This is a genomic window from Secundilactobacillus hailunensis (assembly GCF_005405185.1).
Lineage (GTDB): Bacteria > Bacillota > Bacilli > Lactobacillales > Lactobacillaceae > Secundilactobacillus > Secundilactobacillus hailunensis.
Window position 1 is genome coordinate 1 of sequence record NZ_BJDO01000015.1, and the last position, 26,052, is coordinate 26,052.

Genomic DNA, 26,052 nt, shown 5'->3' on the forward strand with positions numbered 1-26,052 from the left:
TTTGCCCAACGCGTTCGCGACCTTTTGTCCCATCCTCAATGTATCAAAAAAGGAGCCAAAATACCGTCGCATTTTGACTCCCTTATCTTAGTATATTTCAGCAATATAACCGCAAAGGAGATCTTAATCATGACAAACTTCAATCAAACGCGATGGCAAAGCCTGTTAGCAGAAACATCTCAATCGACTGACACTAACTAACCTAATTGGAGGAATTACTATGACCCAAATGACTATTGAAAATGCAATTACAAAAGTAGCAAACCGTACCGACTTAACCTTTGACGAAATGAACGACGTGATGAACGAAATCATGGATGGCAAAGCCAACGACATTCAAATTTCCAGTTTACTCACTGCTTTAACCGTGAAGCACGAAACCGTTCAAGAAATTGCCGGTGCTGCTAATTCTATGAGAGATCACGCTTTAACCTTTAAGGCTGGCGAACCGGTGCTTGAAATCGTTGGTACTGGTGGTGACCACGCCAACTCATTCAACATTTCAACCACTTCTTCACTAGTTGCCGCAGCGGCTGGTACCCCAGTTGCCAAGCACGGTAACCGAGCTGCTTCATCAAAATCCGGTGCCGCTGATGTCCTTGAAGCCTTAGGCGTTAACATCAACGTCACACCAGAAGCCAGTGAAGACATCTTAAATCAAATTGGTATCTGTTTCTTATTCGCTCAGGAATATCACAAGGCAATGCGCTTCGTTGCACCAGTTCGTAAGGCCCTTGGGATTCGGACCTTGTTCAACGTCCTTGGACCGCTGGCAAACCCAGCTCATGCCGGGATGCAGCTCTTCGGCGTTTACGATGAAGCCTTACTCGAACCAATGGCACACGTACTCCACGCACTAGGCGTTAATAACGCATTAGTCATTCACGGTGACGATTGCCTCGATGAAGCTTCAATCTCAGCACCAACCCATGTGGTTGAAGTTCGCGGCGATAACTTCAAGGCTTACACCATCACGCCAGAACAATTCGGTTTAAAGCGGGCTCAAAAACAGGATATCGTCGGTGGTACACCAGCAGACAATGCGCAAATCACCCGTGATATCTTAGCCGGTAAGAAAGGTGCTAAACGCGATATCGTCCTTCTCAACGCTGGCTTAGCGCTCTACACTGCTCATCCAGAGATGACCATCGAGCAAGCCGTTCAAAAGGCTGCTGAAGTGATCGATAACGGTTCAGCACAAGCTAAATTGGACGAACTCATCGATTTGACGAAAGGAGCACAAGTAGCATGATCTTAGACGACCTTGTGGCAGCAACTAAGCGCCGCATGAAACGTGAACAATCAACGATCTCACTAGCAGAAATGCAAGCGAAAGCGGCCGCAACGCCGACGAAAGATCCGCAACTAGTTTATGACCGTTTCAATGCGCCTGGCATTCATTTGATCGGTGAAGTCAAAAAAGCATCCCCTTCTAAGGGACTGATTGCCGAAAAATTCCCCTATCTAGAGATTGCTAAGGATTATGATCAGCACGGTGTCAGCGCCATTTCAGTACTCACCGAACCCGATTATTTCAAGGGTGACATTCACTATCTACAAGATATTGCAGCAGCGGTGAGTGTCCCCGTGTTACGCAAAGACTTCGTGGTCGATCCTTACATGCTGTATCAGGCTAAAGCAGCCGGTGCCAGTATCGTCTTATTAATAGTAGCAATCCTCAGTGATCAGCAGCTGGAGGATTACTTCAAACTGGCTCACGAGCTTGGCCTGGCAGCCTTAGTTGAGGCCCACGATGAACAAGAATTACAGCGGGCATTAGACGTTGGTGCAAAGTTGATTGGTGTTAACAATCGTGATCTAAGAACCTTCGATGTTTCACTCAACAACAGCATCAAGTTACGCAAACTGGTGCCAAATAACATCGCCTTTGTCGCTGAATCTGGCATTCATACCAGAGACGACGTTAAGGTGATGGAAGCCAACCACATGAATGGTATCTTGATCGGTGAAGCCTTGATGACTGCACCGGATAAAGCTAAAAAAATTACGCAATTATTAGGAGTGTGATGACATGACGCAAATCAAAATCTGTGGGTTAATGCGAGAACAAGATACGCAAGCGATTAATGAAGTGCACCCAGATTTCGCTGGTTTTGTGTTTGCGAAAAGCCGTCGTCAGATTTCACTTGCTACTGCGTTAAAATTTCGTGAACTGATTGATGATGATATTCCAACTGCTGGGGTCTTCGTCAACGAACCCTTACAAAATATGTTAGACATCTACCACAGCGGTGCCATTCAAATCGTTCAGCTTCACGGCAATGAATCCGAAGAAACGGTTAAGGCGTTGAAACAGGCGGGTGCAACCGTCTTTCAAGTCTACAAACCCAATGCCAAAATTACCCCAACTGCAGCTGATTACGTGATGCTGGATAGTGGGAACGGTTCAGGGATCACCCTGGACTGGTCACGGGTGCCACAAGCCCCGCACCCCTTTATCCTTGCCGGCGGGCTCACCCCCGAAAACGTCACGGTCGCGATTACCGCTGTTCATCCAGATGTCATCGATGTTTCCAGCGGTGTTGAAACTAACGGTCAAAAAGACGCCGACAAGATTCGCGCCATTGTTGCAACTACACATGCTAACTAACGAAAGGAATTTATCAAATGACTGAACTGAACTTAAACCTTAACAAAAACACTACCGGCCGTTACGGCGACTATGGTGGTCAATATATTCCAGAAACTCTGATGAACGAACTGGATCGCATGACCAAAGCTTATGAACATTACAAGAACGATCCAGAATTCAAGACCGAACTGCACGATCTGTTAGTGGACTACGCTAACCGGCCTTCATTACTCTACTATGCTGAACGGATGACCAAAGATCTTGGCGGTGCACAGATTTACTTAAAGCGTGAAGATTTAAACCATACTGGTGCCCACAAGATCAATAACGTGATCGGTCAAGCATTGCTGGCTAAGCACATGGGCAAGACCCGTTTGATTGCTGAAACCGGTGCCGGCCAACATGGTGTGGCTACTGCCACCATTGCTGCTTACTTCGGTATGGAATGTGAAGTCTTCATGGGTAAAAAGGATACTGACCGTCAAAAACTGAACGTTTACCGGATGGAATTGTTAGGTGCTAAGGTGCACCCCGTTACCAGTGGTTCAATGGTCTTAAAGGATGCCATCAACGCGGCGCTGCAAGACTGGACTAAACGGATCGACGACACCTACTATTTGATGGGTTCAGCTACTGGTCCTCACCCATATCCATTAATGGTCCGGGATTTCCAAAGTGTCATTAGTCAAGAAGCTAAGACTCAACTCAAAGAAAAAACCGGCAAATTACCTGATATGGTGGTCGCTTGTGTGGGTGGCGGTTCAAACGCCATTGGTTCATTCGCCAACTTCATCGACGACCCAAGTGTTCAGCTGGTAGGCGCTGAAGCTGCTGGTAAAGGGGTTGAAACCGAACTGACTGCCGCCACTGTTGAACGGGGTTCTAACGGAATCTTCCACGGTATGAAGTCGATGTTCTTACAGAACAAGACCGGTCAGATCAACCCAGTCTATTCCATTTCAGCAGGTCTGGATTATCCAGGTGTCGGTCCAGAACATGCTTACTTGGCTAAAACTGGTCGTGCGCAATACGTTGGTATCACCGATGATGAAGCCGTTGACGCTTTTGAATACATTGCCAAAATGGAAGGTATCGTCGCCGCCATCGAAAGCTGTCATGCGGTGGCTTACGTTCGCAAGATTGCGCCAAAGATGCGCAAGGATCAAATTATTGTCTGCACCCTCTCAGGTCGGGGCGACAAAGATGTAGCATCGATTGCTAAATACAGAGGAGTGGATATTGATGACTAAACTAACAGACGCTTTTAAAAACAAGAAGGCTTTCATTCCGTTCATTGCAGCTAATGATCCGGACTTTGAAGGTACTGTCAACAACGTGGTCGCACTGGCTAAAGGCGGTGCAGATATTGTTGAAATCGGGATTCCATTTTCAGACCCGATTGCTGATGGCCCCGTCATTCAGGCTGCCGATATTCGTGCCTTAAAAGCTGATCCGGATTTACCAATGGACACGATCTTCGACATCGTCAAAGCCATTCGCCAGCAGACCGATGTCCCGCTAGTCTTTTTAACCTACTTAAACATCGTCTTCCAATACGGCTACGAAGCCTTCACTGCTCGTTGTGAGGAGTTAGGTATTTATGGTTTAGTCATTCCTGATATGCCATTGGAAGAACGCGGTGAACTGGAACCAGCTGCTAAAAAACACAACGTTGACTTAATTCCATTAGTCACCCCAGTTTCCGGTGACCGGATCGAAAAAATCGCTAAAGCAGCTACCGGCTTCATCTACGTGGTTTCTTCATTAGGCGTCACTGGTGAACGCAGTGAATTCGCTAACGACCTTTCAGAACTGGTTACGCGGATTCGTAAAGTGACCGACGTCCCAACTGCCATTGGTTTTGGGATCCATACCCCAGAGCAAGCCACCGAAATGGCGCAAATCGCTGATGGTGCCATCGTTGGTAGTGCCTGCGTCAACATTGTCGCCGAATACGGCAAACAGGCACCCACTAAATTATTGGACTACACCAAACAAATGAAAAAAGCAGTCAATGCCCATCCAGTGAGATAGACAGGCTGCTAACAAAAACAGGTAACACGTCTCCCTTTAGTCGGGAAAGTGATACCTGTTTTTGTTTGATAATTTAAGTGCTTTGACCATTATTGCTAGTCAAACTTCAAAAACCCCAAATTCTAAAACGGGCTTGGGGACTTCTGATACTTGATGAGTTGCATAATTGTCACAACATCATAGAATTAAACAGAAATAAAATTTTGATTCATCAATAAAGCAGATAATACTTTTTTTAAGCTGATAATAAGCGATTTTAAACCACTACTAAGCCAGTTTACGCCCTATCACGCATTCACTAAGCCTTTAAAGAAAAGCCATCATTTTCAAAAAAAGTTGTCAAAATCAAGTCTTTTCTGTTGTATTTGCAAGCATATACTGTTATTCTACAGATGATTTTTATTTGGAGGAGGGGAACCTTATGTACACGAAAACAACTTCTAGCTTAATTCATTATATTGCGAGTTTTGAGACACAGCACTTGAACCAAAAATTACGTTTATTGGATCTGAATACCGATCAAGCACGCACCATCAACTTTATCGCCAGTCACCCCGATAGCATGCAACGCGATGTTGCCCACTATCTGCATCGACAAGAGGCCAGCGTCACCAACTTATTAAAAGGTTTAGTCCGTCGTAACCTAGTCGTCCGCACGATCCCAGTTGAAAACGAACGAACCAAGTTACTGTCCCTAACGCAAGCTGGCAACGACCTAGTCAAAAAGATCCAAACAAGCTTCACGCAAATTAATGCAACGCTAGAAGATCCTTTGTCAGACGCTGACGCTACCAAATTAACCGAATTGCTCTACGTCGTTCAAAAACAACTTGATAAATCTCAAGAATAGTTCACTGCACTTATTACTGATTAATTAACACTCAATATTCGACAAATTTTTAACGTCAAAAGGGCTTCATTCCAGCTAAGCACTGGAATGAAGCCCTTTATTCTATCCTATTTGATCTGCCAGATTAGTTAGGTCTAACATGATCAAATCTATTTCTAACGTTAAAGCTGTTTCTTTTCACCATTTAATTCAACTTCAATTGGATCACCTGACAACAGTGTTAATTTGGCACCATCACCATCCACGTGAACTTGAATTGAACGGCCGCGGAACAATACCCGGAACTGGTAACTTGTCCACTTCTTTGGTAAGAACGGCTTGAAGTGCAACTGGTCATCGTGAACCCGCATCCCTGCGAACCCTTGCACGATAGCTAACCAGCTACCAGTCATGGAAGTAATGTGCAGCCCATCGTCGGTATCGTTGTTGTAGTCGTCTAGATCCAAACGCGCCGTCCGTTCGTACATCTCAACGGCCTTATCTTCATAATGCAGATCAGCGGCTAAGATTGAATGAATGGCAGCGGACAGACTTGATTCGTGCACCGTCAATGGTTCGTAGAAGTCAAAGTTAGCCTTCTTTTGTGCCGGCGTAAAGTCATCGATAAAGTCCCAGATACCTTGCAGGACATCACCTTGCTTAATGTAAGGTGACCGCAAAATGTGATCCCATGACCAGTGTTGATTAATTGGTAATTGGTCGGCTGGAATCGATGAAACCGGCTTGATATCCTTGTCCAAGAACCCATCATGCTGTACAAAGATACCGAGTTTCTTATCTGCTGGCAGATACATCCGGTCGACGATATCTTGCCACTGCTTCTTTTCAGCATCGGAGACATTAAGTTTTTGAGCAACCTCATCGGAGACTTCGCCCAAAATCTGCAGGGTATAGCGCAGTGTCCACTGTGCCAAATAGTTCGTGTACCAGTTATTATCAACGTTGTTTTCGTATTCGTCAGGACCAGTAACACCATGGATCATGTACTTTTGGTTACGTTCGCTAAAGTGGACTCGATCAGCCCAGAAGCGAGAAATCTCGGTCAGAACCTTGCTGCCTTCGTTAAGCACGTAGCTCTTATCGCCGGTATAACGGGTGTAGTTAAAGATAGCAAAGGCAATATCGCCATTCCGATGAATTTCTTCAAACGTAATTTCCCATTCGTTATGACATTCGATCCCATCGAAGGTCACCATTGGGAATAAGGCCCCTTTGAGTCCTTGTTCGCGGGCGTTATGGTAAGCACCGTCCAATTGCTGGTAACGATACATCAGCAAGTTACGGGTGACCTTTGGATCAGTGATTCCCAGATAAACGGGAACCGCGAAAGCTTCAGTATCCCAGTAAGTCGCACCACCGTACTTTTCACCGGTAAAGCCTTTAGGACCAATGTTTAGACGGCTATCTTCACCGTAGTAGGTTGAAAATAGCTGGTAGAGATTGAAACGAATCCCCTGCTGTGCGCCGGTATCGCCTTCAATTTCAACATCGGACTTTTCCCAACGATCTGCCCAGATCTGAGCGTGCTTAGCAAATAGATCATCGTAAGAAATAGCAGTTACGTGCGCACTCAGCTTGTCCATTGCGCTTTCCAGTTCAGCTTGGGTCTGATAATCACGGGAAGTCAAAACAACAACTCGCTTAACCAATTGCGTGCTGGCTTTAGGAGCCAGATCACCGCTGAATTGGTTAACAACTTCTTCTTTACTGTTATTTTTAACAGCATCAGCTGGGAAGTCGGCTACGTTGGTCATCTTCATGCCAACTGTGAACCGTGGCGTGCCAAATGGATTTTCCTTCGTAATGGCTACGATTGAACCAGTATCAGCTGTTGCGTTAGTTTTCAAGATATCCCAGAAGCGTTCATCATAGTTGGCATCTTCATTTTGCACATCCGCGTCTAAGGCTGACTTAAACGTCACGTGGACTGATAGGTCGCCTTGGTTAGTCACTGTTAAGCGAATTGCTGACAGTTCTTTTTGTGCGGCACTAATGAACCGTTCAAACTTGAAACCAACCTTTTGAGCACCCTTGATCACTGTAAATGAACGGGTCAGGCGTGACTGCTTCATATCCAGATCCATCTCAAAGTCAGTGAAGGTATCGGTTGCCAGATCAATGGGTTCGCCGTTGATCAGCACGTTTAACTTAATGAAGTTGATTGCGTTGATCACCTTGCCAAAGTATTTCGGATAACCATTTTTCCACCAGCCGACCCGGGTCTTATCTGGGAACCAGACACCGCCAAGGTAGATTCCTTGCAGTGTGTCACCCGAATAATCTTCTTCAAAGAAACCGCGCATCCCCATATTGCCATTACCGAGACTGGTCATGGATTCTTGAAGCCGTTTGTTCTCCGGTTTTAATTCATGCGTGATAACGTGCCACGGTGTCACTTCAAACGTTCTTTTCATATTGATCATCATTCCTTTTTAGTGTTTGTTCATTGCGGTCAAAGTCGTCTAACTAAGCTTTTCGTGCCCAAACTTCTTTGACAATACCGACTGATAAAGCACCCAGTGCCAAGAAGATACCTGATAATAGCAGCATTGTTGGCATGTGTGAACCTAACAGTGGGAAGATGGCGAAGCTGGCCAGGGAAGCTACGATTTGTGGTAAGCAAATTGAACTGTTGAACAAGCCCAAGTAAGTCCCCATGTTGGCAGAATCGGTAATCGCATTGGTCAAGAAAGTGAATGGGAAAGCGTTCATTGCAGCCCAAGCACAACCGATCAAAATAAAGGAAATCAGTAAGGTGTACTTATCGTGAATAAAGTAGATGGAACCAAACCCAATGGCACCCATAACCAAACTTGCTGAGTAGAAAGCCTTGTGATGTGTGTTACCGACCCGTGATAAGACTAAGGCCCAGATAACAGCGGCGATTGATTGTACGGCAGACATCACACCATACCAGTTACCGGCTGCTTGATAGCCAGCACTAGTTGGGTTAGTGACACCCCAAACGTTAGAAGCAATGGCACCAGTAGAATAAGTCCAGAGGTACTGGAAGCCCATCCAGCAGAAGAATTGCACAACGGAAACTGTCCAGAAGACTTTAGGAGCTGTCTTCAATGCTTCAAACATACCCTTACGTTTTTCGTTTTTATCAATCCCATGATACTTAGCGTAAGTCACTGGATCGTATTCCTTAACGCGGAAAACAGTCAGTAAGCAGCAAAGTAACAGGATAATCGCACCAGCGTAAAATGACCAAACAACGGAATTTGGAACAGTCCCTTTTTTAGCGGTGTTGGCAATTCCCAATGCAGTCAAAGCAAATGGGAAGATGCTGGCTAATAAGGCACCGGCGTTAGAACTGAAACTTTGGATCGAATAAGCAAAGCCCTTTTGTTTCTCGTTAACCATGTCACCAACCATCATCTTGAATGGCTGCATCGCAATGTTAGAAGAAACATCCATGAACAGTAAGGCAATTGCACCGAACCATAAGGCGGCCAGTGAACCAAAACCAAAGCCAAAACTACCGGCATTTGGCAAGAGGAACATAACGACCATGGCGATAACGGCCCCAATCAGCAGATAAGGGATCCGACGGCCAAGTCTTGGGATCCAAGTCCGGTCAGAAAAGTGACCCACTAATGGCTGAACGATCATCCCAGCCAATGGTGGTAAGATAAAGAACCAGCCTAAATTGTTAGGATCGGCTCCAATGGTCTGGAAGATCCGGCCCATGTTCGTACTTTGCAGTTGAAAGGCCATTTGAACGCCTAAGAACCCAAAGTTGATCAAAAATATAGTTGACGACGGTAACGTTGGCAGCAGATCTTTTTTAGGTGTTTCTGCTGTTGGCGTTGAAGCAGTTGTATCTGACATATTTATCCTCCTTACAGGATTGAACAAAGATTAATAATTGCAAACGCTTTCGCAAATATATTATGCAACCGTTTGCACCATAATGCAACCGGTTGCATTGATTTTTTTAAAAAAAGTGTACCAAAACTTAATAGATTTCAGAATTTAACCCCAATTAGACTGCTTTCGGCAAATTTTGTCGAAATTAGGTTTAATTGGGGTTAAATGACCGAAATTTGAATTTCAGCACACGCTTAGACTATATTGAAGTATTAAAATGGCCATTTCCTGATGATCATCAGCATTACTTTTCAATTGTGAAGGGAATTAATTCCGATCGTTTATCTGCATCAAATAGCACTCGGACCGCTGCTTGACCCATCCGCTCGGGATAGAGTTCTACAAAGCGAACCTGTTCATCCGCTAAAAAGCCTACCTGATTGCGGTTGAAACTAATCAACGCTGTTTGCGTATTTTGCAGTTCCCACATGGTCTGAGAAATCATAACGCCTAAAAGGTCGTCAGTTGTGGCGATGCCATCAATCGTCGCGCGCGTTCGCAAAAATTGCGCTACCGCCTGATTTAAGTGGACTTGATTCAGCCTTGGCAGCTGCAGTGTTTCCGTTTGCACGTTAGCCATCTTCATTGCTTTTTGGAACCCCAACCGCCGTTGCCGTTCAAATCCCAGTTCTGGCAGCTGCTCGACAAATAAAGTATGGGTCGCTTTAAAAACGTCAATGAGGTATTCACCGACTCTTTGGCCCGCTAGTCGGTTATCATTATTGACATACTTTTCGGAATCTTCATTGGGATCGCCCACTAACACGTAAGTCATCCCCTGTTTTTTCAATAAATCGATTACCGGGTCGTTGTGGATCGAATAGAGTAAAATAAAATTATGAATCAACCCCTGGCTGATCAGTGTCTCAACGTTTTGCACCAGTGTCTGACTATTATTAGCAATGGCTACTGACAGCATGGCATTGCGTGCCTGTAATTCTTTGTTGATGCCCATTAAGAGGTCAACGAAGAACGGGTTAGCCGACATACTCATATCACCAGGTGGGAAAATAACGCCAACAGCGTTCGAAACACCGGTAGTTAACGTCTTAGCATTATAGTTAGGTTTATAGCCCATTTTTTCAGCGATTGCTTGAATCTTACTGCGCGTTTTTAAACTAATACTTGAATGATTATTAAGCGCTCGTGAAGCCGTTGAAACAGATACGCCGGCACGCTTAGCAATATCTCGAATTGTCACCATGGCGCTCTTCCTCCCTTAATATTCTGATATTATTGTAAGCCATCGCTATTTAAAATGATATGTTCCTACCGCAATCTTAATTCCGAAAGAAGGTTTGCCTCATTTCAATCAATATCAATTGGTTATATCAAACCCTGCTCACCCACATGGGACCCTCTGGCTGGTGGCCAGCAGACGATAAGCGTGACATTATCGTTGGTGCCATCCTAGTTCAAAATACGGCTTGGCAAAATGCCGATGTGGGCCTGAATAATTTAAAACACCGCACCGGGTTAGACCCCAATACGGTGTTATCGTTATCGCAAACTGAACTAATGAACTTGATTCGTGCCAGTGGTTTTCACCGCAATAAGGCTAAGGCCATCCATAACATCTTCCAGTGGTTCAACGACCATCACTGGGATTACGCCGGCATCGCTTCTAGGACACCTCAATCGAACCTACGAAAACAACTATTGGCACTGCCCGGCGTGGGTCAAGAAACAGCTGATGTCTACTTAGTCTACATTTTTGATTTACCGGCCTTTATTGCTGATTCCTATACGCGGCGCCTATTCAAACACCTCGGCTATCGGCAAACAGATACTTATCAGCACCTAAAGCGACAGATCACGTTGCCTGACAGCTTCACCTTTGAAATGGCTCAGGATTTTCACGGTCAGTTGGATGAATTTGGCAAGCAGTATCTCCAACGTGAAGATACCTTTGCTGATAGTTTTTTAGCCCATGATCTACTTAAATATCAGCAGGCTCAAAAACGCTAATAAGCCAGGAAGCCCTTGCGTTAAGGCAATTTGCCGGTTAACAGTCAGGCCGCCATAAATGCCGGCAACTACCACAAATCCGGTAAATAGCAGACTGCCTGAAATGACCGCATTGGCAGGTAACGCGAAGCGCATGAACAGCAGGCCGACCCCTACAAAACCGTTATACAGACCAATGTTAGCCATCGTCGTCTTGGTTTCTGGCTGATGCTGATATTCCGCTGAAAAACCAAACGCGTTGCGAGCAGCAGCCGTCTGAGAACCAAACATTTCCAAACACAAGATCAGCAGTGCTTCCACTGCAACGATCACGATCAAAATCGTACTGATTAGTGACATTTTAACACCCCTTTAAAATAACTTTGAATCACCAGTTGGTATCAGATAGATGCCAAATGACCCATATCCACTTGGCCAATTATGGTAATTTGAGGTATAGCCATGCGGTGTGGCATAGATGCCAATTTGATACCCCTTATACTTGGCCCGTTTTGACGTCGTATAGCCTTGCGCATCCAAAGCAGCACTGACTAGTTTCGTGTAATCCGTTTTACTTGAAGTGCTGGTCCAGTTATAAGGCGTGAAAATTCCAACGGCCGCCGAATTCTTGTTGAGTTTCGAATAAGTAGCGGTTTTGCTGACACCGGCATTGAGATCATTTTGCGCATCTTTGGAATAACTGGTATTCAAAATTGCGCCTGGAAATAGGGCCAGGATATCCGCTTGTAATCTAGCTGCTTCGCGAACCGACTTGATTCCAGCTAAGCCGCTGCCATAGAATTTGACGATCGAACTATGGGCAAAAGCATCTTTGGGGTTGTCTCCCTTGGTTAGATATGACCGATAAATTAATCCCCTAGCCTGACCGTTATTATTAGTCGCCTTATAGTAGTAGCCGGTCTTCTTCCCTAGTTGCAGTTTTACTCGCTTGTAAACGTACCAGGTTGTTCGTGGATAATTTTTTAGATTATGAATCTTTTTAGTGTGACTGGTATTCCACATATAAACGTTACCGCTCTTTTTTGAGTAGTAGGCCACATCGTTATACGTCTTAGTTGACACGGTTTTCCAAGCCGTGGCTGTTTTCCCCGCTGCTGGCAAAGTTGTGGTTAAGCCAACGCCCCCAACTACTAATCCCACTGTTAATGCCATTCCTATTTTCCTCATTTGACATTTCCCCCATTCGGATACTTATCTCAAATGTAGCAGAGGTAAAGGTTGGTCGCAAGGGACACGGCTCATTTTCTTCATAAACGCTGATTCCAAGATTGTTAAGCATTTAAACCTGAATAGTAAAAATAGGGGTCAGCACATTTGCTGGTCCCTATTTTTGCTATTCTAACGCTGTAATTGTGAAGCCTTAATCTGCTCAAACGCCTGTTTAAAATCGGCTTTCAGATCATCTACATCTTCAACCCCAACTGATAACCGCAGCAAGCCGTCCGTAATCCCGCAAGCATGGCGTTCTTCAGCTGACATCTCAGCATGTGACATCTTCGGCGGATAAGAAAGAATCGTTTCCACTGCACCTAGTGATACTGAGAACACTGGAATCTTCAGCTTCTGCACTAATTGGCGCACGTTGTCTTCTGAACCAATGTCAAAGGAAAGTACTGCGCCTCCAGAGGTTGCTTGACTGAACTGCAGGTCATGACCGTCAAAATCTTCGAGGCCTGGATAGTTCACTTTTTCGACGATGGGCTGTTCTGCTAACCATTTAGCCAGCGACAAGGCGTTGGCGGCCTCCGCTTTTACTCGGATGCTCAACGTCTTGATTCCCCGTAGTAAGAGCCAGCAGTCACTGATACCAAGGGTTGCCCCCATGGCATTTTGAATAAAATAGACCGCGTCGCCTAACTCTTTGGACTTAGTCACAATGAGGCCGGCTAAAATGTCTGAATGCCCCGCCAGAAATTTCGTCCCTGAATGGAGCACTAGATCAACACCCAGATCCAAAGGTTTCTGGAAAATTGGCGTCATAAACGTGTTATCCGCAAAGACTAACGCGTCATGGGCATGAGCAATTTGGACCACCCGCTTGATATCCGTAACTTTTAGGGTTGGGTTCGAAGGTGTTTCAATGTAAACGACTTTCGTATTGGGCTTAAACGCCGCTTTTAAAGCTGCCTCATCATTACAGTCCACGAACGTATAATCAATACCATAGTTGGGCAACAGTTGAGACACTAACCGGAAAGTACCGCCATAGACATCCTTGGTCACGATTACGTGATCGCCCTGATGCAGAGTGAGAAACGCGGTTGAAATAGCTGCCATCCCAGTGGCAAAGGCAAAGCCACGAGTGCCATGCTCTAAGGCTGCAATACTTTCTTCCAGCACGTCTCGAGTGGGGTTCCCGCTACGGGTATAATCGTACTTGCCGAAGTGATCCAGACTCGGCTGAACAAAGGTTGATGATAATTGAATCGGTGGGTTAATGGCCCCGGTCTCTGGATCCGGACGGGTGGTCGTTTTAATGACTTTAGTGTCATCTGAAAAATCTTTAATACTCATTGAAATTCCTCCCTACTTGTTTGTCACAGTGGTTGCGTGGCTTGTCACCGTGGTTGCGGCAGCGTTAATGGCTTGCGTCAGGTCTTGGATCAGATCATCGCTGTTCTCAATACCTACCGACAGCCGTAATAAGTTGCGGGTAATGTGCTTCGCCTGACGTTGTTTTTCAGTCAGGTCCTTATGGGTCTGAATCGCCGGAATGGTCATCAAACTTTCCACGCCACCAAGACTTTCCGCAAATGAAATGATCTTTAAATGCTGCAGGATCGTGTTGACCCAACTTTCATCGTGAACATAAAAGCTGATCATGCCACCGTGACCGGGATAAAGGATCTTATCAACGGCTTTATTTTGCTTCAAGGAAGCCACGATTGCTTTAGCGTTACGTTCATGTTGCGCCAGTCTTAGCGGCAGTGTTTTGAGACTCCGAAGTAACAGCCAACAATCAAATGGATCAAGCGTCGCCCCAGTGGTGGTCAGATTATACTGAAGCCAGTCAGCATCCTCTTCATGCTTACAGATCACTGTCCCAGCTAAAATATCGTTGTGGCCGCTCAGATACTTCGTCGCGCTGTGAACAACCAGGTCGGCACCTTCCTTAAGCGGTTGCTGTAATAGCGGTGTATAGAACGTGTTGTCAGCAATTACTTGTACGTCGTGTTGGTGGGCCACTTCAGCCGTGTGGTGAATATCGATAATTTTCATCGTTGGATTAGAGGGTGTTTCCAACCAAATTGCCTTAACCGCATCACGTGTGGTTAACTTGGTCAAACGGTCATAGTCTTGGCCATCCCATAGATGAAACTTCAAGCCATAATGGTCGGTCAGTAGATCAAAGAACCGGAAGGACCCACCATACAGATCATCGGATACGACGATTTCGTCACCGGTCTTAAACTGTGAAAAAACCAATTGGATCGCGGCCATCCCGGAAATAAGGGCAAAGGCAGCTACCCCATTTTCCAATTTGGCGAGGGTTTGCTGCAGCACATCACGCGTCGGGTTGGTTTCCCGTGAATAATCGTACCCGGTTGACTGGCCTAACCCAGCGTGACGGTACGCCGTTGAAAAGTATAGCGGTGTCGATACGGCACCGGTTTTAACATCATCCGTCCGGTTACCCGCCTGCGCTAAAATCGTTTCAATATGTTCTGTTTGTTCCGATTGTTTTGACATTAGAATTACCTCCGAAAGTCTGGCTATTTAAAATTAATTAAGCAATAAAAAAAGCCTCCGCCCCATGTTACTCGGGACGAAGGATTCGCGTTACCACCTGAAATTTACTTGAACCTCACAATTCAAGCCTTGATAAGTACAATAATGACACTGTTATACTCCGCAAGATATCGATTGCTGACGGACTGGGTAGCACGGGTCGTGGTTGACCTACCCCCAATCAGGCTCAGAGATCATCTTCAGTTAACTGGTTTTGACTGCTTCTCATCCACCGCAGCTCGCTTAACAAAACGTGGTAACTTACTCTTCTCTTCATTGCTTAATTATTAGATTAGTTCTCATTGTACTCTAATGTTAATGAGTGTCAAGTTGAATCACCAATTGTCATATGCGTCCCAAGTACCTTCCGGATACACTGGCATTCGTAAATATAGCACTGAACATTGCTAAAGATAATCTAATAACGGCTAGTTCCTCGACCAATTTGTTCATGGACTTGTCAATCTCATACAAAAATAAAATTATGTAGTATAAATGAGTTTGATTCCAAATTTTCAATAAAACTAATATAATTGCTTTACCATACTTAGAGATGTACTTTCGTCTATGATAAAATAACAGAGTTGCCTACCCGTGTCTATAAATGTTTTCCTCTTTAATTGCCCCACTTGTGGTTGCGCTTATTAGTGCTTAGTTTGCTGACTGGTTAGACCACAAACACCGCAAGTAAACTGATTAGGCAACATCTAACCCACTCGCTATTTTAGTGATAAAAAAGGCCCTCAGCAGTTTACGCCTGCTGGGGGTCTTGGTGTCTTAAATGTTCCTCTTTAATTGCATTTATAGAATAGCACAGGTTAATTAATTTCGCTAGTAATCTCCCTGTTTACCATATAATTGAACGACATACATACCTATCATTCATTTCGCACAAAAAAAGACGCCCCATCACTGGAACGCCCATACAGCCACTTAGCCGAAACTAAATGGGTTCTCAAAAATCCACATTTCCTTTGAACCAAGGCAGCCGCAAATCCGGCGGTGTTACATTGCCTGCTGTGCAAAAAATCACCTAGTTGCTTGCGCAAACTACTATTGCTAGTAGCGTGATATTCTCGACTCATCGCATGTAAAACACTATAGCACGGATTCCGGGCAGAAGCAAATTAACACGGGCTTTAATCCTTAGTTTCCGCGTCATCAGCCTCTGATTCTTCAGCTTTCTTTTCCTGATTTTCTTTGATTTGATCTAATTGCTTATCTAACCAAGCCGCAACGGATTTGGCCATATCACCTTGATGACTGACAAAATCATCCGCTGATGCGACCTTATCGATCCGTAAAGAAGAAACGTTAACATCGGGTGATTCAATGATACTGTAGATGCTGACTGGCAGGGTATCATCATCTGCCAGCATCTTCTTCATGGCGTTCACATAACGCAGTGGCAGGTTCACAACGCTGGTTTCCAAATGAACTTGAATATCAGCATCCGTTAAAGTTAACGTTGCTTGCGCTAATTTGTTGTCACTAACCGCCTTAACGATCATTTCAACCATTGGCTCAAGGGCTTTAACCGCACCCGTTTTTTTGATCTCAGCTAAACTGCTGCCAAAATTTTGTACATCATAGTTTTCAGCTTCAACTTCTTCAATGAAGTCCTTTACTAAACTTTCCATAGTTACCTCGATTTACTTGTTTTGTTTGGCCCTTTTCTGCTGCATCTGCTTAATTTCTTCCAGCTTATCCTTATCGCGCTTATCATCAAGCAAGTGCCGATACCGTAATGCGAGCACCATCCAATAGCCGTTAAAGACAATGACTAAAAGATTCGCAATTGAGACTGCCAGTTTAATACCAAGTACAGCATGACTGGTAAACATCACCGTTACGATACCATTAAACAGACCAAATGAATAGATGACGATCACCATTGCCAGTAGATAATAACCGGAATTATGACCTAGGGCACCCCAGATCATCGGCAAAGCATACAACACCAAGGAAATAATAATTGAGCGGATGATTGCACTCATCTGAAGCGGATGCCCCAACGCGACCAACTTTGATGACATCAATAGATTCATCGCGGAGAAGAGCACCCACGAAACGATGCTCAGGGTCATTAATCTTTGCTTTAACATAAAGTTCTCCTTAATCGTTGTTAATAGTTCAAATTGTAGCATAGTTTTGGCTAAAAAATATAGGTTTGCGCCCACTATGTTGCTGTAGACACAAACCTGTATTTTTTTGATCTTTGATGTTAGGTTGCTGAATCGGGCTGCACTAGGCAGAGACTTGCACCTAAGCTAATAGTTCCACTAACTCATTCTTCTTAATTCCCATGAAGTACTGACTAATATCCACATCAGCCAACGCCTTTTCCAGGTTTTCACGGTCATAGCGGATACCCTTTAATTGATCAGCTAATTCACTGACATCCTTTGGGCCAAAGAAGTCGCCGAAGAATTTAATATCTGAAATCTTACCCTGTTCAACTAAGATCCGGGCATCAATAGTACCGGAATCAAAGTGTTGACGCTTCTTGACCGTAAATTCTGGTGAAGTGCCGTAGACCCAGTCCCAGTTGTTGTAGTACTGTTCGTAGATCTTGTCGATTTCTTTTTGTTCATCAGGGGTAACCACGTATTCCTTATCCTTGATTTTATCCAAACTATCCACGTGGAACAGTTCCTTTAATAACTTATCCCGGAATTCTGGTACCGTAATGTTTTGATATTCAGGCGCCAAGTACGGCTTCAAGTTAGTCACCCGTGAACGCACTGACTTAATGCCCTTTGAAGCAATCTTATCTTCGGGCACGCTCAGCGCATCCGCAATCACGTTTTGATCCACGTCCAGCATCAACGTCCCATGTGAGAACGTCTTACCGTTTTTGGTATACATGGCGTTACCAGAGAATTTCTTGCCGTCAACTAGAATGTCGTTACGACCAGAGACTTCTACTGAAGAAGCCCCCATATCATGTAACGCATCAACAATCGGCTGTACGAAGGACTTAAAGTCCCCAAACTGTTCTGAGTTGCTGTCTAGTACAAAGCTGAAGCACAGGTTACCAAGGTCTTGGTAAACCGCACCGCCACCAGATAACCGACGCGTCACCGTGATGTTGTGTTCTTCAACGTATTTTTGATTGATTTCTTCTAGCGTATTTTGGTTGCGACCAACAATGATACATGGTTTTTCATAATAGAACAGTACCAGTGGCTCACCAAAATCTTTATTGTTCATTAAATATTGTTCAGTAGCCAAGTTACGGCCGATATCGTGGGCCGTCATAGAAACATACCGCATGTCCAAACTTCCCTTCAGAATATGAAATAGCAATCTTGTAACGATTTTCATTTTACCATAACCATGAAAGGGGTTACAGCTTGTGCACTTGGAAAACACTCATTTCGCTGTTAACCTAAAAATTGCACAAACTCATCCAGGGTAATACCAGCAAAATAATCACCCACGTTGATCTTAGACAAGGCTTTCCGCAACGATGGCTGATCATAACGGACACCCTGCAGCATCTTCGCCAAATCAACGGCATACTTCTCACCAAAGAAATCACCGAAGAAGGTCACTTGTTTGATCCGGCCCTTTTCTACTAAAACACGTGCATCGATCGTGCCCGAATCAAAGTGCTGCCGCTTCTTAACCGTAAACTCTGGCGAAGTCCCGTAGACCCAGTCCCAGTTATTATAGTAATCATCGTAAAGCTTTTTGATCTGAGCTTTATCCTCATCAGTAAGGTGATAAGCTTTATCAGCAACTCGTGCGAGATCCGTGACGTTATAGACTTTGCGTAAGATCGTGTCCCGAAATTCCGCAATGGTCAGGTTTTGATATTCTGGTTTTAGATAGGGCCGCAGATTCGTCACCCGTGAACGCACTGATTTGATTCCCTTGGAAGCAATCTTATCCTTCGGTACATTTAAAGCGTGCGAAATCACACTTTGATCGACGTTATACATCAATGTCCCGTGAGAAAACATTTTATTATTTTTCACGTACATCGCGTTACCAGAAAATTTCTTGCCGTTAACTAGAATATCGTTCCGGCCAGAAACTTTGATGGAGGTTGCCCCCATTTCTTTTAAGGCTTCCACAATGGGTTTGGTGAAGGATTTAAAATCCCCAAACCGTTCATCGTCACGATCAACCACGAAGCTGAACGACACGTTACCCAGATCGTCATAAACCGCCCCGCCACCGGAAAGTCGCCGGGTGACCTGAATGTTATGCTTAGCCACGTAATCCTGATTGATTTCTTCTAGGGTATTTTGATTACGCCCCACAATGATGCATGGTTTTTGATAGTAAAACAGTAAAATCGGTTCATCAAAATCTTTATTATTCATTAAGTACTGTTCGGTTGCTAGATTATACCCAATGTCTTCTGTTTCCATATTGTAATAGTACATGGGCTCGCCACTCCTTCAAGTGTATTTACTCTAAGTCTACCGCATTATAGGCAAAATGAAACCGCTGCAACTGACTTAAAGCCAATCGCAGCGGTCTCTTAATGACGGCCTTGGTCGCCAATCATTGCTATACTCATATTATCCTGCGAATTAGCTGACTTCGCAAGGATGTTGCTTGCAAAGTTTCACTTGTGATGTTTAGCACAATAACTTGATGTTTTTCTTAATACTAATTGCTAAATTATGTTAAAATAGAATTTGAAGTACTAGTGGTTCGTTTTGTTGGGCAAAACCATGGCGTGCTTACGAAAAGTTTCAACATGTACTGATTATTTTGTAAGGGAGTGGCGTATATGGACCAGCAATACAAAAACATTCTCGCACCGGTTGATGGATCAAAAGCTACCGACCCAGTGTTGGATAAAGCAATTGAAGTCGCAAAGTTAAATGATACTCATCTGGATATTTTAAACGTTTTGGAAGTTAACCAATTCAGTGATACTTACGGTGGTGCCGTCAGTGGCGATGTTATCTACAAGCTTTCAGAAGATGTGCAGACACGCTTAGCTGAATTAAAGAAAAAGGCGCTGGATGCTGGTGTTAAGTCAGTTGATATTCACGTTCGGTTCGGTAATCCTAAACCGGTTATCGCCCGTGAATTCCCAGCTGACCATGATACCCAACTCATCATTATTGGCTCAACTGGCTTAACCGCCGTTGAACGTTTGATGATTGGTTCTGTCACCAACTACGTCAGCCGTTCAGCAATCTGCGATGTTTTGATCGTCAAACCTGCTGAATTAGCGAAGTTAAATAAAAAGTAATTTGAAAAATTAAAAGCACCCTTGCCCATATCGGGTAAGGGTGCTTTTTTGGAGGTTTATCATGACACAACCCACACAATGGCAGTTCACAGCAGTGCTGCCAAGTGACTTTCAAACTAAATCACTGCGCCAACTACTCATGGCGGATTGGTACCTGCCCAAACACCTCGTTTTTAGTTTAAAAAAGGGCCAGCGCGTGTTGGTCAATAAGCAGTATCTCCCCGTTAACTTTGATGTGCATCCAGGAGACCGAATTAATTTAACGTTTCTACCGACGGACTTTGACCATCCATACTCAAACGTCACGCCAGACAGTGCCGCTACCGTCAATATTCTTTACGAGGATGCCAATTTAATGGTCGTCAACAAGACTCAGGGCAGTAAGACCCACCCCAATCAACCTGGCGAAGTTGGCACGACTTTGAATCACGTGGCGGCTTACCTTGCGCCTAAAGATCAGCAGCCCTACGTGATTAATCGACTGGATCAGGAAACCAGTGGTGCCTTGCTGATTGCTAAGAATCCCGCTGTGGTCCCAGTTCTCGTACGTTTAGTGAAGGAAAAATTGATTCACCGCACCTATCTCACCTGGGTTCATGGCCGTTTGAACAGCTCACAAGGACTGATTGCGATGCCGATTGGTCGTAATCTGGCCGATAAGCGCAAACGCCAGTTAAACGGCGCGCATCCCCAAATGGCGGTGACGCATTACAAGGTCATGGCACATTACCGCGCCGCCACTTTAGTCGCAGTCCAGCTGCAAACCGGTCGCACGCATCAGATTCGCGTCCACTTTGCGGGATTGGGACATCCCATCGTTGGCGATCCACTGTACGCGCATGATTCACGGCAGCAACGCTTACTGCTGCACAGTTGGCAACTTAAACTGCCACTGCCATTTTCATTTAATCACGTCACGCTAACAGCTGGCCTGCCAGATACCTTTCGGCGTTTTGAAGAACAATTACAAGTCTAAAGAAGCTTCAGCATTTACACGTGTTGAAGTTTTTTAGGTTAATGGCTGACCATCCAATACTATATCATGAAGCTTATAAATAGTTATAGTTTACTGTTAAATGGCGTTTTGGAATATATAAGGTGCTATAGTTATAAAGGTTAAATAGCGAATGAAAGCAAAATAGATACTAATATTCAACAATGACTTAGCATCATACAAAATGGTAAAAAGTTTAACAACATCCGCGGAGGTATTCCCTTGAAAACAGAAATTTTATTAGTAGAAGATGAAGCCGGCCTAGCCGACTCTTTAAAAACCGAATTTGAACTTGAGCTTGAAAACGTGACTGTCATTTGGGCCAAAGATGGTCTAGAAGCACTGGATAAGTTTCACGACAATCAAGCTAATATTGCGTTGATCGTCCTAGACTGGATGTTACCGTACTTGGATGGTTTCAGCGTCCTGCGTCGAATTAGGAAAACCAGCCAAGTTCCGATTATCATGCTGACGGCCCGCGACTACATCGGCGATAAAGTCGCTGGACTAACCGGTGGTGCTGACGACTACGTCACTAAACCGTTTGAAATGGAGGAGCTGATTGCCCGCGTTGAAGTCGCCCTCCGTCGCAGCGCACCTGCTGAAAGTACCGCCAAAGTTTACACCGTATCGGGCTTAACGGTAGACACTGAAAGCAAACGCGTCTCTTACAATGACAAAATCATTCTGCTGACCCAACGCGAGTATGAGCTGCTAGTTGTACTCATTTCGCATGAAAACGAACCCTGTTCACGTGAATCGTTATTAGACAGTGTCTGGGGTGTGGATTTTGATGGCCAGCCCAACATTTTAGATGTGTACATTAAAAACCTACGCACCAAGATCGACGACGTTCATAGTCAGCCAAAATTGATCCATACCGTTCGGGGAGTTGGCTACATGCTGTCCGATAACGTTCAAGAAAGGTGATCCGCATGAAAAAATGGCGACAGCGTAGTCAATCAAGTGCAGCAATTATGCTCCGTAGTTTAGTGACCATGGTGCTGGTACTCACACTTGCCTTGAGCTTGGTGATCATTTTAGCGGTGGGCCATCAACTCCTGACGGAAGTCTCCTTAACGACAAGAAACATCACCAATAGCCTGACTAAAGCCAATATCGATGGTACTGATGACTGGCAGAACTGGCGTCGCAATAGCACGCTGAATACCAGTGCCAGTTACGTTTACGTTCACAATCGGCGTGAAGACGCGAAAACTGAATATTACTTTTCACCTAACGCCCGTTATCTATTGAAGGTAAAACCGGTCAAAGTCCCCTTGATCCACAACGTTTACTTCCGCCCCGGCTTTGGTTTCCTGTACCACCGCATGGTGCATACCCGTGGCATTACTTACACTCTTTGGCAGAATATGTACTCCCAACTGGCGGTCTTGTTCCGAGTCATTCAAGTTACTGGGCTTTTACTGATTTTGACACTGCTGGTCACCCCTTTATACATTCGACGCTTAACCAAACGGCTGACTGGTCCAGTGTCAGGGCTTTCGCAAACTACCAAGGTCATTACCGCCGCTAAAGAACCGGGTTCTATGAAACTGCCAGTCCCCAAGCAGCCAACCGAGGTCACCGAACTGGCTACCAACTTTAATGAACTGTTGGCGATGTTAGACGAACGGCAAGAACAGCAGAAACTCTTCGTGATGAACGCGGCCCATGAGCTACGGACGCCAATTGCGACGATTCGTAGTCATGCCCAGCTGATCGAACGGCATGGTAAAGAACACCCAGAGATCATCGGCAAATCGGTCCGGTACATTACCGAAGAATCCCGTCAGATGCAGCAGCTGATTGAAGAGCTATTGGCGTTATCGCGAGCTGATCGGTTGGTACTGGACGTCGCAGAGCTTGATTTAAGTGCCGTGGTCACCAATACCGTTCAAAAAATAACCGGCACGTTCCCACAAACGTTCAAAACTGACATAACGCCTAACGTACAGCTTACCGGCAATGAAAATGCCATTGAACAGATCCTCAACAGTATTTTAACAAACGCCTCAAAGTATTCACCTGCTGATAGTACGATTGAAATTAACTTGCTTCAAACTAGTAAGGGTACTTCACAGATTTCCGTCAAGGATCAAGGCCGCGGCATCAGCGATGATGACAAACCGCATATTTTTGAACGCTTCTATCGCAGTGCTGACGTTCGCGGCTCCGTTGCGGGAACTGGTTTAGGACTGGCCATCGCTTCACAGCTGACGACCCTTATCGGCGGTGAACTCACTGTTAGCGATAATCACCCAAGTGGATCGGTCTTTACGTTAGCAATTAACTCTAATGCATCACAAATCAAACGCTAATTTAACTGAAAAAAGCCTCTCAAAAAAATTGAGAAGTTTTTTTGTGGCCTTTTAAGGTGAATTCTGAATTTTCTTCAGATAAGAATCCCTAGTTATCAGCGTTTTAGGTAACGATACTGAAAAAAATTGAGTTTTAATTGAGTTTTTATAGATTGGTAGCCGGCCATAAAACAGCTATTCTAAATACATTATCAACCGACGAAAGTCTGGATAAGAAAGGGGACTCATACATGTCCATTTTAATACTTACCAGCTTAATGCCTCACCTGATCAGTCAATTCGGCAGCCTTGTCTATATTGGCCTATTCGCCCTGATTTTTATTGAGACTGGCGTAGTTTTCCTGCCATTTCTTCCTGGCGATTCGATCCTGTTTCTTTGCGGATCACTGGCAGCGATGAGTACTCATTCACTGAATATCGGAATCCTAATACTAACACTGGGAATTGCTGCCATCTTGGGCGATTCATTAAACTTTGAAATTGGTAAACATTTTGGCAAGAAATTGTTTCAACACAAGCTGCTCAGCCGTCTCATCAAGCCTGAATACTTGGTACGGTCCGAAAGATTCTATCAAAGTCACGGTAAATCAGCGATCTTCCTCGGCAGATTTATCCCCATTATCCGCACCTTTACGCCCTTCACAGCAGGGATGAGTAAAATGCGTCATCGTGACTTTATTATCTACAACGTTTTAGGGGCCTTATCATGGGTCCTGATCACCCTAGGCTCTGGCTTCTTACTGGGTAACAACGTCATCGTTAAAGCCCACTTCGAGCTTATCATGCTGGGCGTTGTTGGAATTTCATTGATTCCAGCCGCGATTTCATTCCTTCGGCATCGTGGAGGTGCAGCCAATGCAAGCTAGTCAAAAAAAGGTCATTGGGACTGGACTGCTGGCAGTTTTTGCTTACCTCGCGTATTGCGTGGTGACCCACGCAGCCTGGCTGCAGCAATTTGATTCATCAGTAGCTACCCTAGTCGCTAAAACCGTCACACCAACCAATTCGATCGTTCTTAAGGGGATTGCCTTTCTGGGCAGTCCAGCAACCGTGATCGGTATCACCTGCATTCTTTGTCTCTGGCTATGGATTCGACATGGCGCAGTCCTTAGCCTGTGGGTCGGCGGTCTGCAATTATTTGGTTCCGCCATCACCGAGGTCATTAAGAAACTCGTTGCCCGGCCACGGCCACTGCATCAGCTGATCCCAGATACTGGGTTCAGCTTCCCTAGCGGCCATACTTTCTGTACAACGATCTTTGTTTTTACTATCCTAATGCTTGTCCTGCCAGCCATTAAGAAACGTCATTGCCGCATCGTGGCCGTTATTGCCGGCATCATCTGGATCGCGTTTGTTGCTATGTCGCGAGTTTATTTCCGCGATCACTTCGCTTCGGACGTGATTGGCAGCGTCTTACTGGCATCAGGCTACTGGTTACTGGTCACCCCTTATGAAATGCAAATTAAAAAACTCATCGGTAAATTAATACCGGAAAGGATTCAATCCGTATGAACACACAAAAACTAACCATCGTCATTCCAGCCTATAACGAAGAAGAGATTCTCGTTAACTCCGTGCATCGCTTGATCGATATCGAAGACCAAATTGCTGCTAAGGAAGCCCAAGGGCTCCAAGGTATCCGAGCTGATATCTTGATCGTCGATGACGGCTCTAAAGATCGCACATGGGAGTTAGTTGAACAGTTACACGAAGATAATCCACGAGTCAAGGGAATCCGCTTTTCGCGTAATTTTGGTCACCAATCGGCGTTGATCGCCGGTTTAACAGAAGCTGTTAAGACCGCCAATATGCTGGTCACCATTGATGCTGACCTTCAAGACGATCCCGAAAAGATTTCCGAAATGGTCGATCTATACGCTGCGGGCGACGATATTGTTTACGGTGTGCGTAATAATCGTGATTCGGATTCCTGGTTTAAACGGACCACCGCGCAAGGCTACTACCGGACACTGCATCTATTAGGGGTCGAACTGGTGCCTAACCACGCTGACTTTCGGCTAATGTCCAAGCGCGCAGTAGAAACGCTCCTTAAATATCATGAACGCAACTTGTTCATCCGTGGGGTTATCCCCAAACTCGGTTTTAAAACCGGTGAAGTTGACTATAAGCGCACACCGCGCATGGCCGGTGAATCCAAATACCCACTTAAGAAAATGATTGCCTTTGCCTGGGACGGCATCACCAGCCTGACCATTGCACCCATTCGATTAATCTTGATTCTCGGTGCTTTCGCCTGTCTGTTGGCAGTGGCAATGGTGATTTACGCGGTCGTTTTAAAGGTTTTAGGAATGAGTATTCACGGCTGGTCTTCACTGATGGTTTCGCTCTGGTTCATGGGCGGTGTTCAGCTCATTAGTCTAGGGGTCATTGGTGAATACATCGGCAAATTAACGACGGAAGTTAAGGACCGTCCTAGATACACGATTGAAACTATTCTAGAGTAGG

25 protein-coding genes are annotated in these 26,052 nt (G+C 45.0%); 14 read left to right on the forward strand and 11 right to left on the reverse strand.

Features of this window, described 5'->3' with window-relative positions:
* The first annotated feature begins 229 nt into the window (after positions 1–229).
* From trpD to FFM73_RS05575, 6 genes are all read left to right on the forward strand, one after another.
* Positions 230–1,252, forward strand: coding sequence for an anthranilate phosphoribosyltransferase (gene trpD / locus FFM73_RS05550; protein ID WP_137630839.1), 1,023 nt, complete (start codon positions 230–232; stop codon positions 1,250–1,252).
* Positions 1,249–2,028 carry an indole-3-glycerol phosphate synthase TrpC gene (gene trpC / locus FFM73_RS05555; protein ID WP_137630792.1) on the forward strand — a complete coding sequence of 260 codons (780 nt, stop codon included), beginning with the start codon at positions 1,249–1,251 and terminating at the stop codon, positions 2,026–2,028. Before trpD ends, trpC begins: the two co-directional genes overlap by 4 nt.
* Before the next feature lie 4 nt (positions 2,029–2,032).
* A complete protein-coding gene (locus tag FFM73_RS05560) occupies positions 2,033–2,611 on the forward strand; it encodes a phosphoribosylanthranilate isomerase (protein ID WP_137630793.1) in 579 nt (192 codons plus the stop codon).
* A 17-nt stretch (positions 2,612–2,628) separates the two neighbouring features.
* Positions 2,629–3,843, forward strand: a complete 1,215-nt coding sequence (gene trpB / locus FFM73_RS05565) for a tryptophan synthase subunit beta (protein ID WP_137630794.1) — start codon at positions 2,629–2,631, stop codon at positions 3,841–3,843.
* The gene (gene trpA, locus FFM73_RS05570) at positions 3,836–4,627 is read left to right on the forward strand and encodes a tryptophan synthase subunit alpha (protein ID WP_137630795.1); all 792 of its coding nucleotides are present in this window, start codon (positions 3,836–3,838) and stop codon (positions 4,625–4,627) included. Before trpB ends, trpA begins: the two co-directional genes overlap by 8 nt.
* A gap of 421 nt (positions 4,628–5,048) precedes the next feature.
* Entirely contained in the window at positions 5,049–5,477 is a 429-nt protein-coding gene (locus FFM73_RS05575) for a MarR family winged helix-turn-helix transcriptional regulator (RefSeq protein ID WP_137630796.1), read from the forward strand.
* Between the two features lie 161 nt (positions 5,478–5,638).
* Here FFM73_RS05575 and FFM73_RS05580 read toward each other — a convergent pair whose 3' ends face one another.
* The 3 genes from FFM73_RS05580 to FFM73_RS05590 all read right to left on the reverse strand — a co-directional run bounded on the left by FFM73_RS05580 (position 5,639) and on the right by FFM73_RS05590 (position 10,557).
* Positions 5,639–7,891 carry a glycoside hydrolase family 65 protein gene (locus FFM73_RS05580; RefSeq protein ID WP_137630797.1) on the reverse strand — a complete coding sequence of 751 codons (2,253 nt, stop codon included), beginning with the start codon at positions 7,889–7,891 and terminating at the stop codon, positions 5,639–5,641.
* Positions 7,892–7,943: 52 nt separating this feature from the next.
* Positions 7,944–9,314 carry an SLC45 family MFS transporter gene (locus tag FFM73_RS05585; protein WP_137630798.1) on the reverse strand — a complete coding sequence of 457 codons (1,371 nt, stop codon included), beginning with the start codon at positions 9,312–9,314 and terminating at the stop codon, positions 7,944–7,946.
* A 283-nt stretch (positions 9,315–9,597) separates the two neighbouring features.
* The gene (locus FFM73_RS05590) at positions 9,598–10,557 is read right to left on the reverse strand and encodes a LacI family DNA-binding transcriptional regulator (protein ID WP_137630799.1); all 960 of its coding nucleotides are present in this window, start codon (positions 10,555–10,557) and stop codon (positions 9,598–9,600) included.
* Positions 10,558–10,703: 146 nt separating this feature from the next.
* Here FFM73_RS05590 and FFM73_RS05595 point away from each other — a divergent pair, with 146 nt between their 5' ends.
* Positions 10,704–11,321: an endonuclease III domain-containing protein gene (locus FFM73_RS05595; protein ID WP_137630800.1), complete on the forward strand. Its 618-nt coding sequence runs from the start codon at positions 10,704–10,706 to the stop codon at positions 11,319–11,321.
* Here FFM73_RS05595 and FFM73_RS05600 read toward each other — a convergent pair.
* The 8 genes from FFM73_RS05600 to lplA (FFM73_RS05635) all read right to left on the reverse strand — a co-directional run bounded on the left by FFM73_RS05600 (position 11,289) and on the right by lplA (FFM73_RS05635) (position 19,447).
* Positions 11,289–11,660 carry a DUF1304 domain-containing protein gene (locus FFM73_RS05600; RefSeq protein WP_137630801.1) on the reverse strand — a complete coding sequence of 124 codons (372 nt, stop codon included), beginning with the start codon at positions 11,658–11,660 and terminating at the stop codon, positions 11,289–11,291. The two genes, FFM73_RS05595 and FFM73_RS05600, sit on opposite strands and share 33 nt — an antisense overlap.
* Before the next feature lie 12 nt (positions 11,661–11,672).
* Entirely contained in the window at positions 11,673–12,473 is an 801-nt protein-coding gene (locus FFM73_RS05605; protein ID WP_137630802.1) for a hypothetical protein, read from the reverse strand.
* A gap of 186 nt (positions 12,474–12,659) precedes the next feature.
* Positions 12,660–13,835, reverse strand: a complete 1,176-nt coding sequence (locus tag FFM73_RS05610; protein ID WP_137630803.1) for an aminotransferase class V-fold PLP-dependent enzyme — start codon at positions 13,833–13,835, stop codon at positions 12,660–12,662.
* A 12-nt stretch (positions 13,836–13,847) separates the two neighbouring features.
* Entirely contained in the window at positions 13,848–15,011 is a 1,164-nt protein-coding gene (locus FFM73_RS05615; protein ID WP_137630804.1) for an aminotransferase class I/II-fold pyridoxal phosphate-dependent enzyme, read from the reverse strand.
* 1,178 nt (positions 15,012–16,189) lie between these two features.
* On the reverse strand, positions 16,190–16,690 hold the full coding sequence (locus tag FFM73_RS05620; protein ID WP_137630805.1) for a hypothetical protein: 501 nt from the start codon (positions 16,688–16,690) through the stop codon (positions 16,190–16,192).
* Positions 16,691–16,702: 12 nt separating this feature from the next.
* A complete protein-coding gene (locus FFM73_RS05625; RefSeq protein ID WP_137630806.1) occupies positions 16,703–17,155 on the reverse strand; it encodes a hypothetical protein in 453 nt (150 codons plus the stop codon).
* A gap of 160 nt (positions 17,156–17,315) precedes the next feature.
* Positions 17,316–18,326 (reverse strand): lipoate--protein ligase, encoded by a 1,011-nt coding sequence (gene lplA, locus FFM73_RS05630; RefSeq protein ID WP_137630807.1) that lies wholly within the window; start codon positions 18,324–18,326, stop codon positions 17,316–17,318.
* A gap of 110 nt (positions 18,327–18,436) precedes the next feature.
* Positions 18,437–19,447: a lipoate--protein ligase gene (gene lplA / locus FFM73_RS05635; protein ID WP_137630808.1), complete on the reverse strand. Its 1,011-nt coding sequence runs from the start codon at positions 19,445–19,447 to the stop codon at positions 18,437–18,439.
* Positions 19,448–19,800: 353 nt separating this feature from the next.
* Here lplA (FFM73_RS05635) and FFM73_RS05640 point away from each other — a divergent pair, with 353 nt between their 5' ends.
* The 7 genes from FFM73_RS05640 to FFM73_RS05670 all read left to right on the forward strand — a co-directional run bounded on the left by FFM73_RS05640 (position 19,801) and on the right by FFM73_RS05670 (position 26,051).
* Positions 19,801–20,271 carry a universal stress protein gene (locus tag FFM73_RS05640; RefSeq protein ID WP_137630809.1) on the forward strand — a complete coding sequence of 157 codons (471 nt, stop codon included), beginning with the start codon at positions 19,801–19,803 and terminating at the stop codon, positions 20,269–20,271.
* Positions 20,272–20,332: 61 nt separating this feature from the next.
* On the forward strand, positions 20,333–21,247 hold the full coding sequence (locus FFM73_RS05645; RefSeq protein WP_137630810.1) for an RluA family pseudouridine synthase: 915 nt from the start codon (positions 20,333–20,335) through the stop codon (positions 21,245–21,247).
* Positions 21,248–21,487: 240 nt separating this feature from the next.
* Positions 21,488–22,195 carry a response regulator transcription factor gene (locus FFM73_RS05650; RefSeq protein WP_137630811.1) on the forward strand — a complete coding sequence of 236 codons (708 nt, stop codon included), beginning with the start codon at positions 21,488–21,490 and terminating at the stop codon, positions 22,193–22,195.
* A 5-nt stretch (positions 22,196–22,200) separates the two neighbouring features.
* Complete coding sequence (locus FFM73_RS05655; RefSeq protein WP_171001217.1) at positions 22,201–23,586, forward strand: sensor histidine kinase; 1,386 nt, start codon at positions 22,201–22,203, stop codon at positions 23,584–23,586.
* A 230-nt stretch (positions 23,587–23,816) separates the two neighbouring features.
* Positions 23,817–24,452 (forward strand): VTT domain-containing protein, encoded by a 636-nt coding sequence (locus tag FFM73_RS05660; RefSeq protein WP_137630812.1) that lies wholly within the window; start codon positions 23,817–23,819, stop codon positions 24,450–24,452.
* Positions 24,442–25,098 carry a phosphatase PAP2 family protein gene (locus FFM73_RS05665; protein ID WP_137630813.1) on the forward strand — a complete coding sequence of 219 codons (657 nt, stop codon included), beginning with the start codon at positions 24,442–24,444 and terminating at the stop codon, positions 25,096–25,098. Before FFM73_RS05660 ends, FFM73_RS05665 begins: the two co-directional genes overlap by 11 nt.
* Complete coding sequence (locus FFM73_RS05670) at positions 25,095–26,051, forward strand: glycosyltransferase family 2 protein (RefSeq protein ID WP_137630814.1); 957 nt, start codon at positions 25,095–25,097, stop codon at positions 26,049–26,051. The genes FFM73_RS05665 and FFM73_RS05670 overlap by 4 nt, the downstream gene beginning before the upstream one ends.
* The last annotated feature ends 1 nt before the right edge of the window (position 26,052 follow it).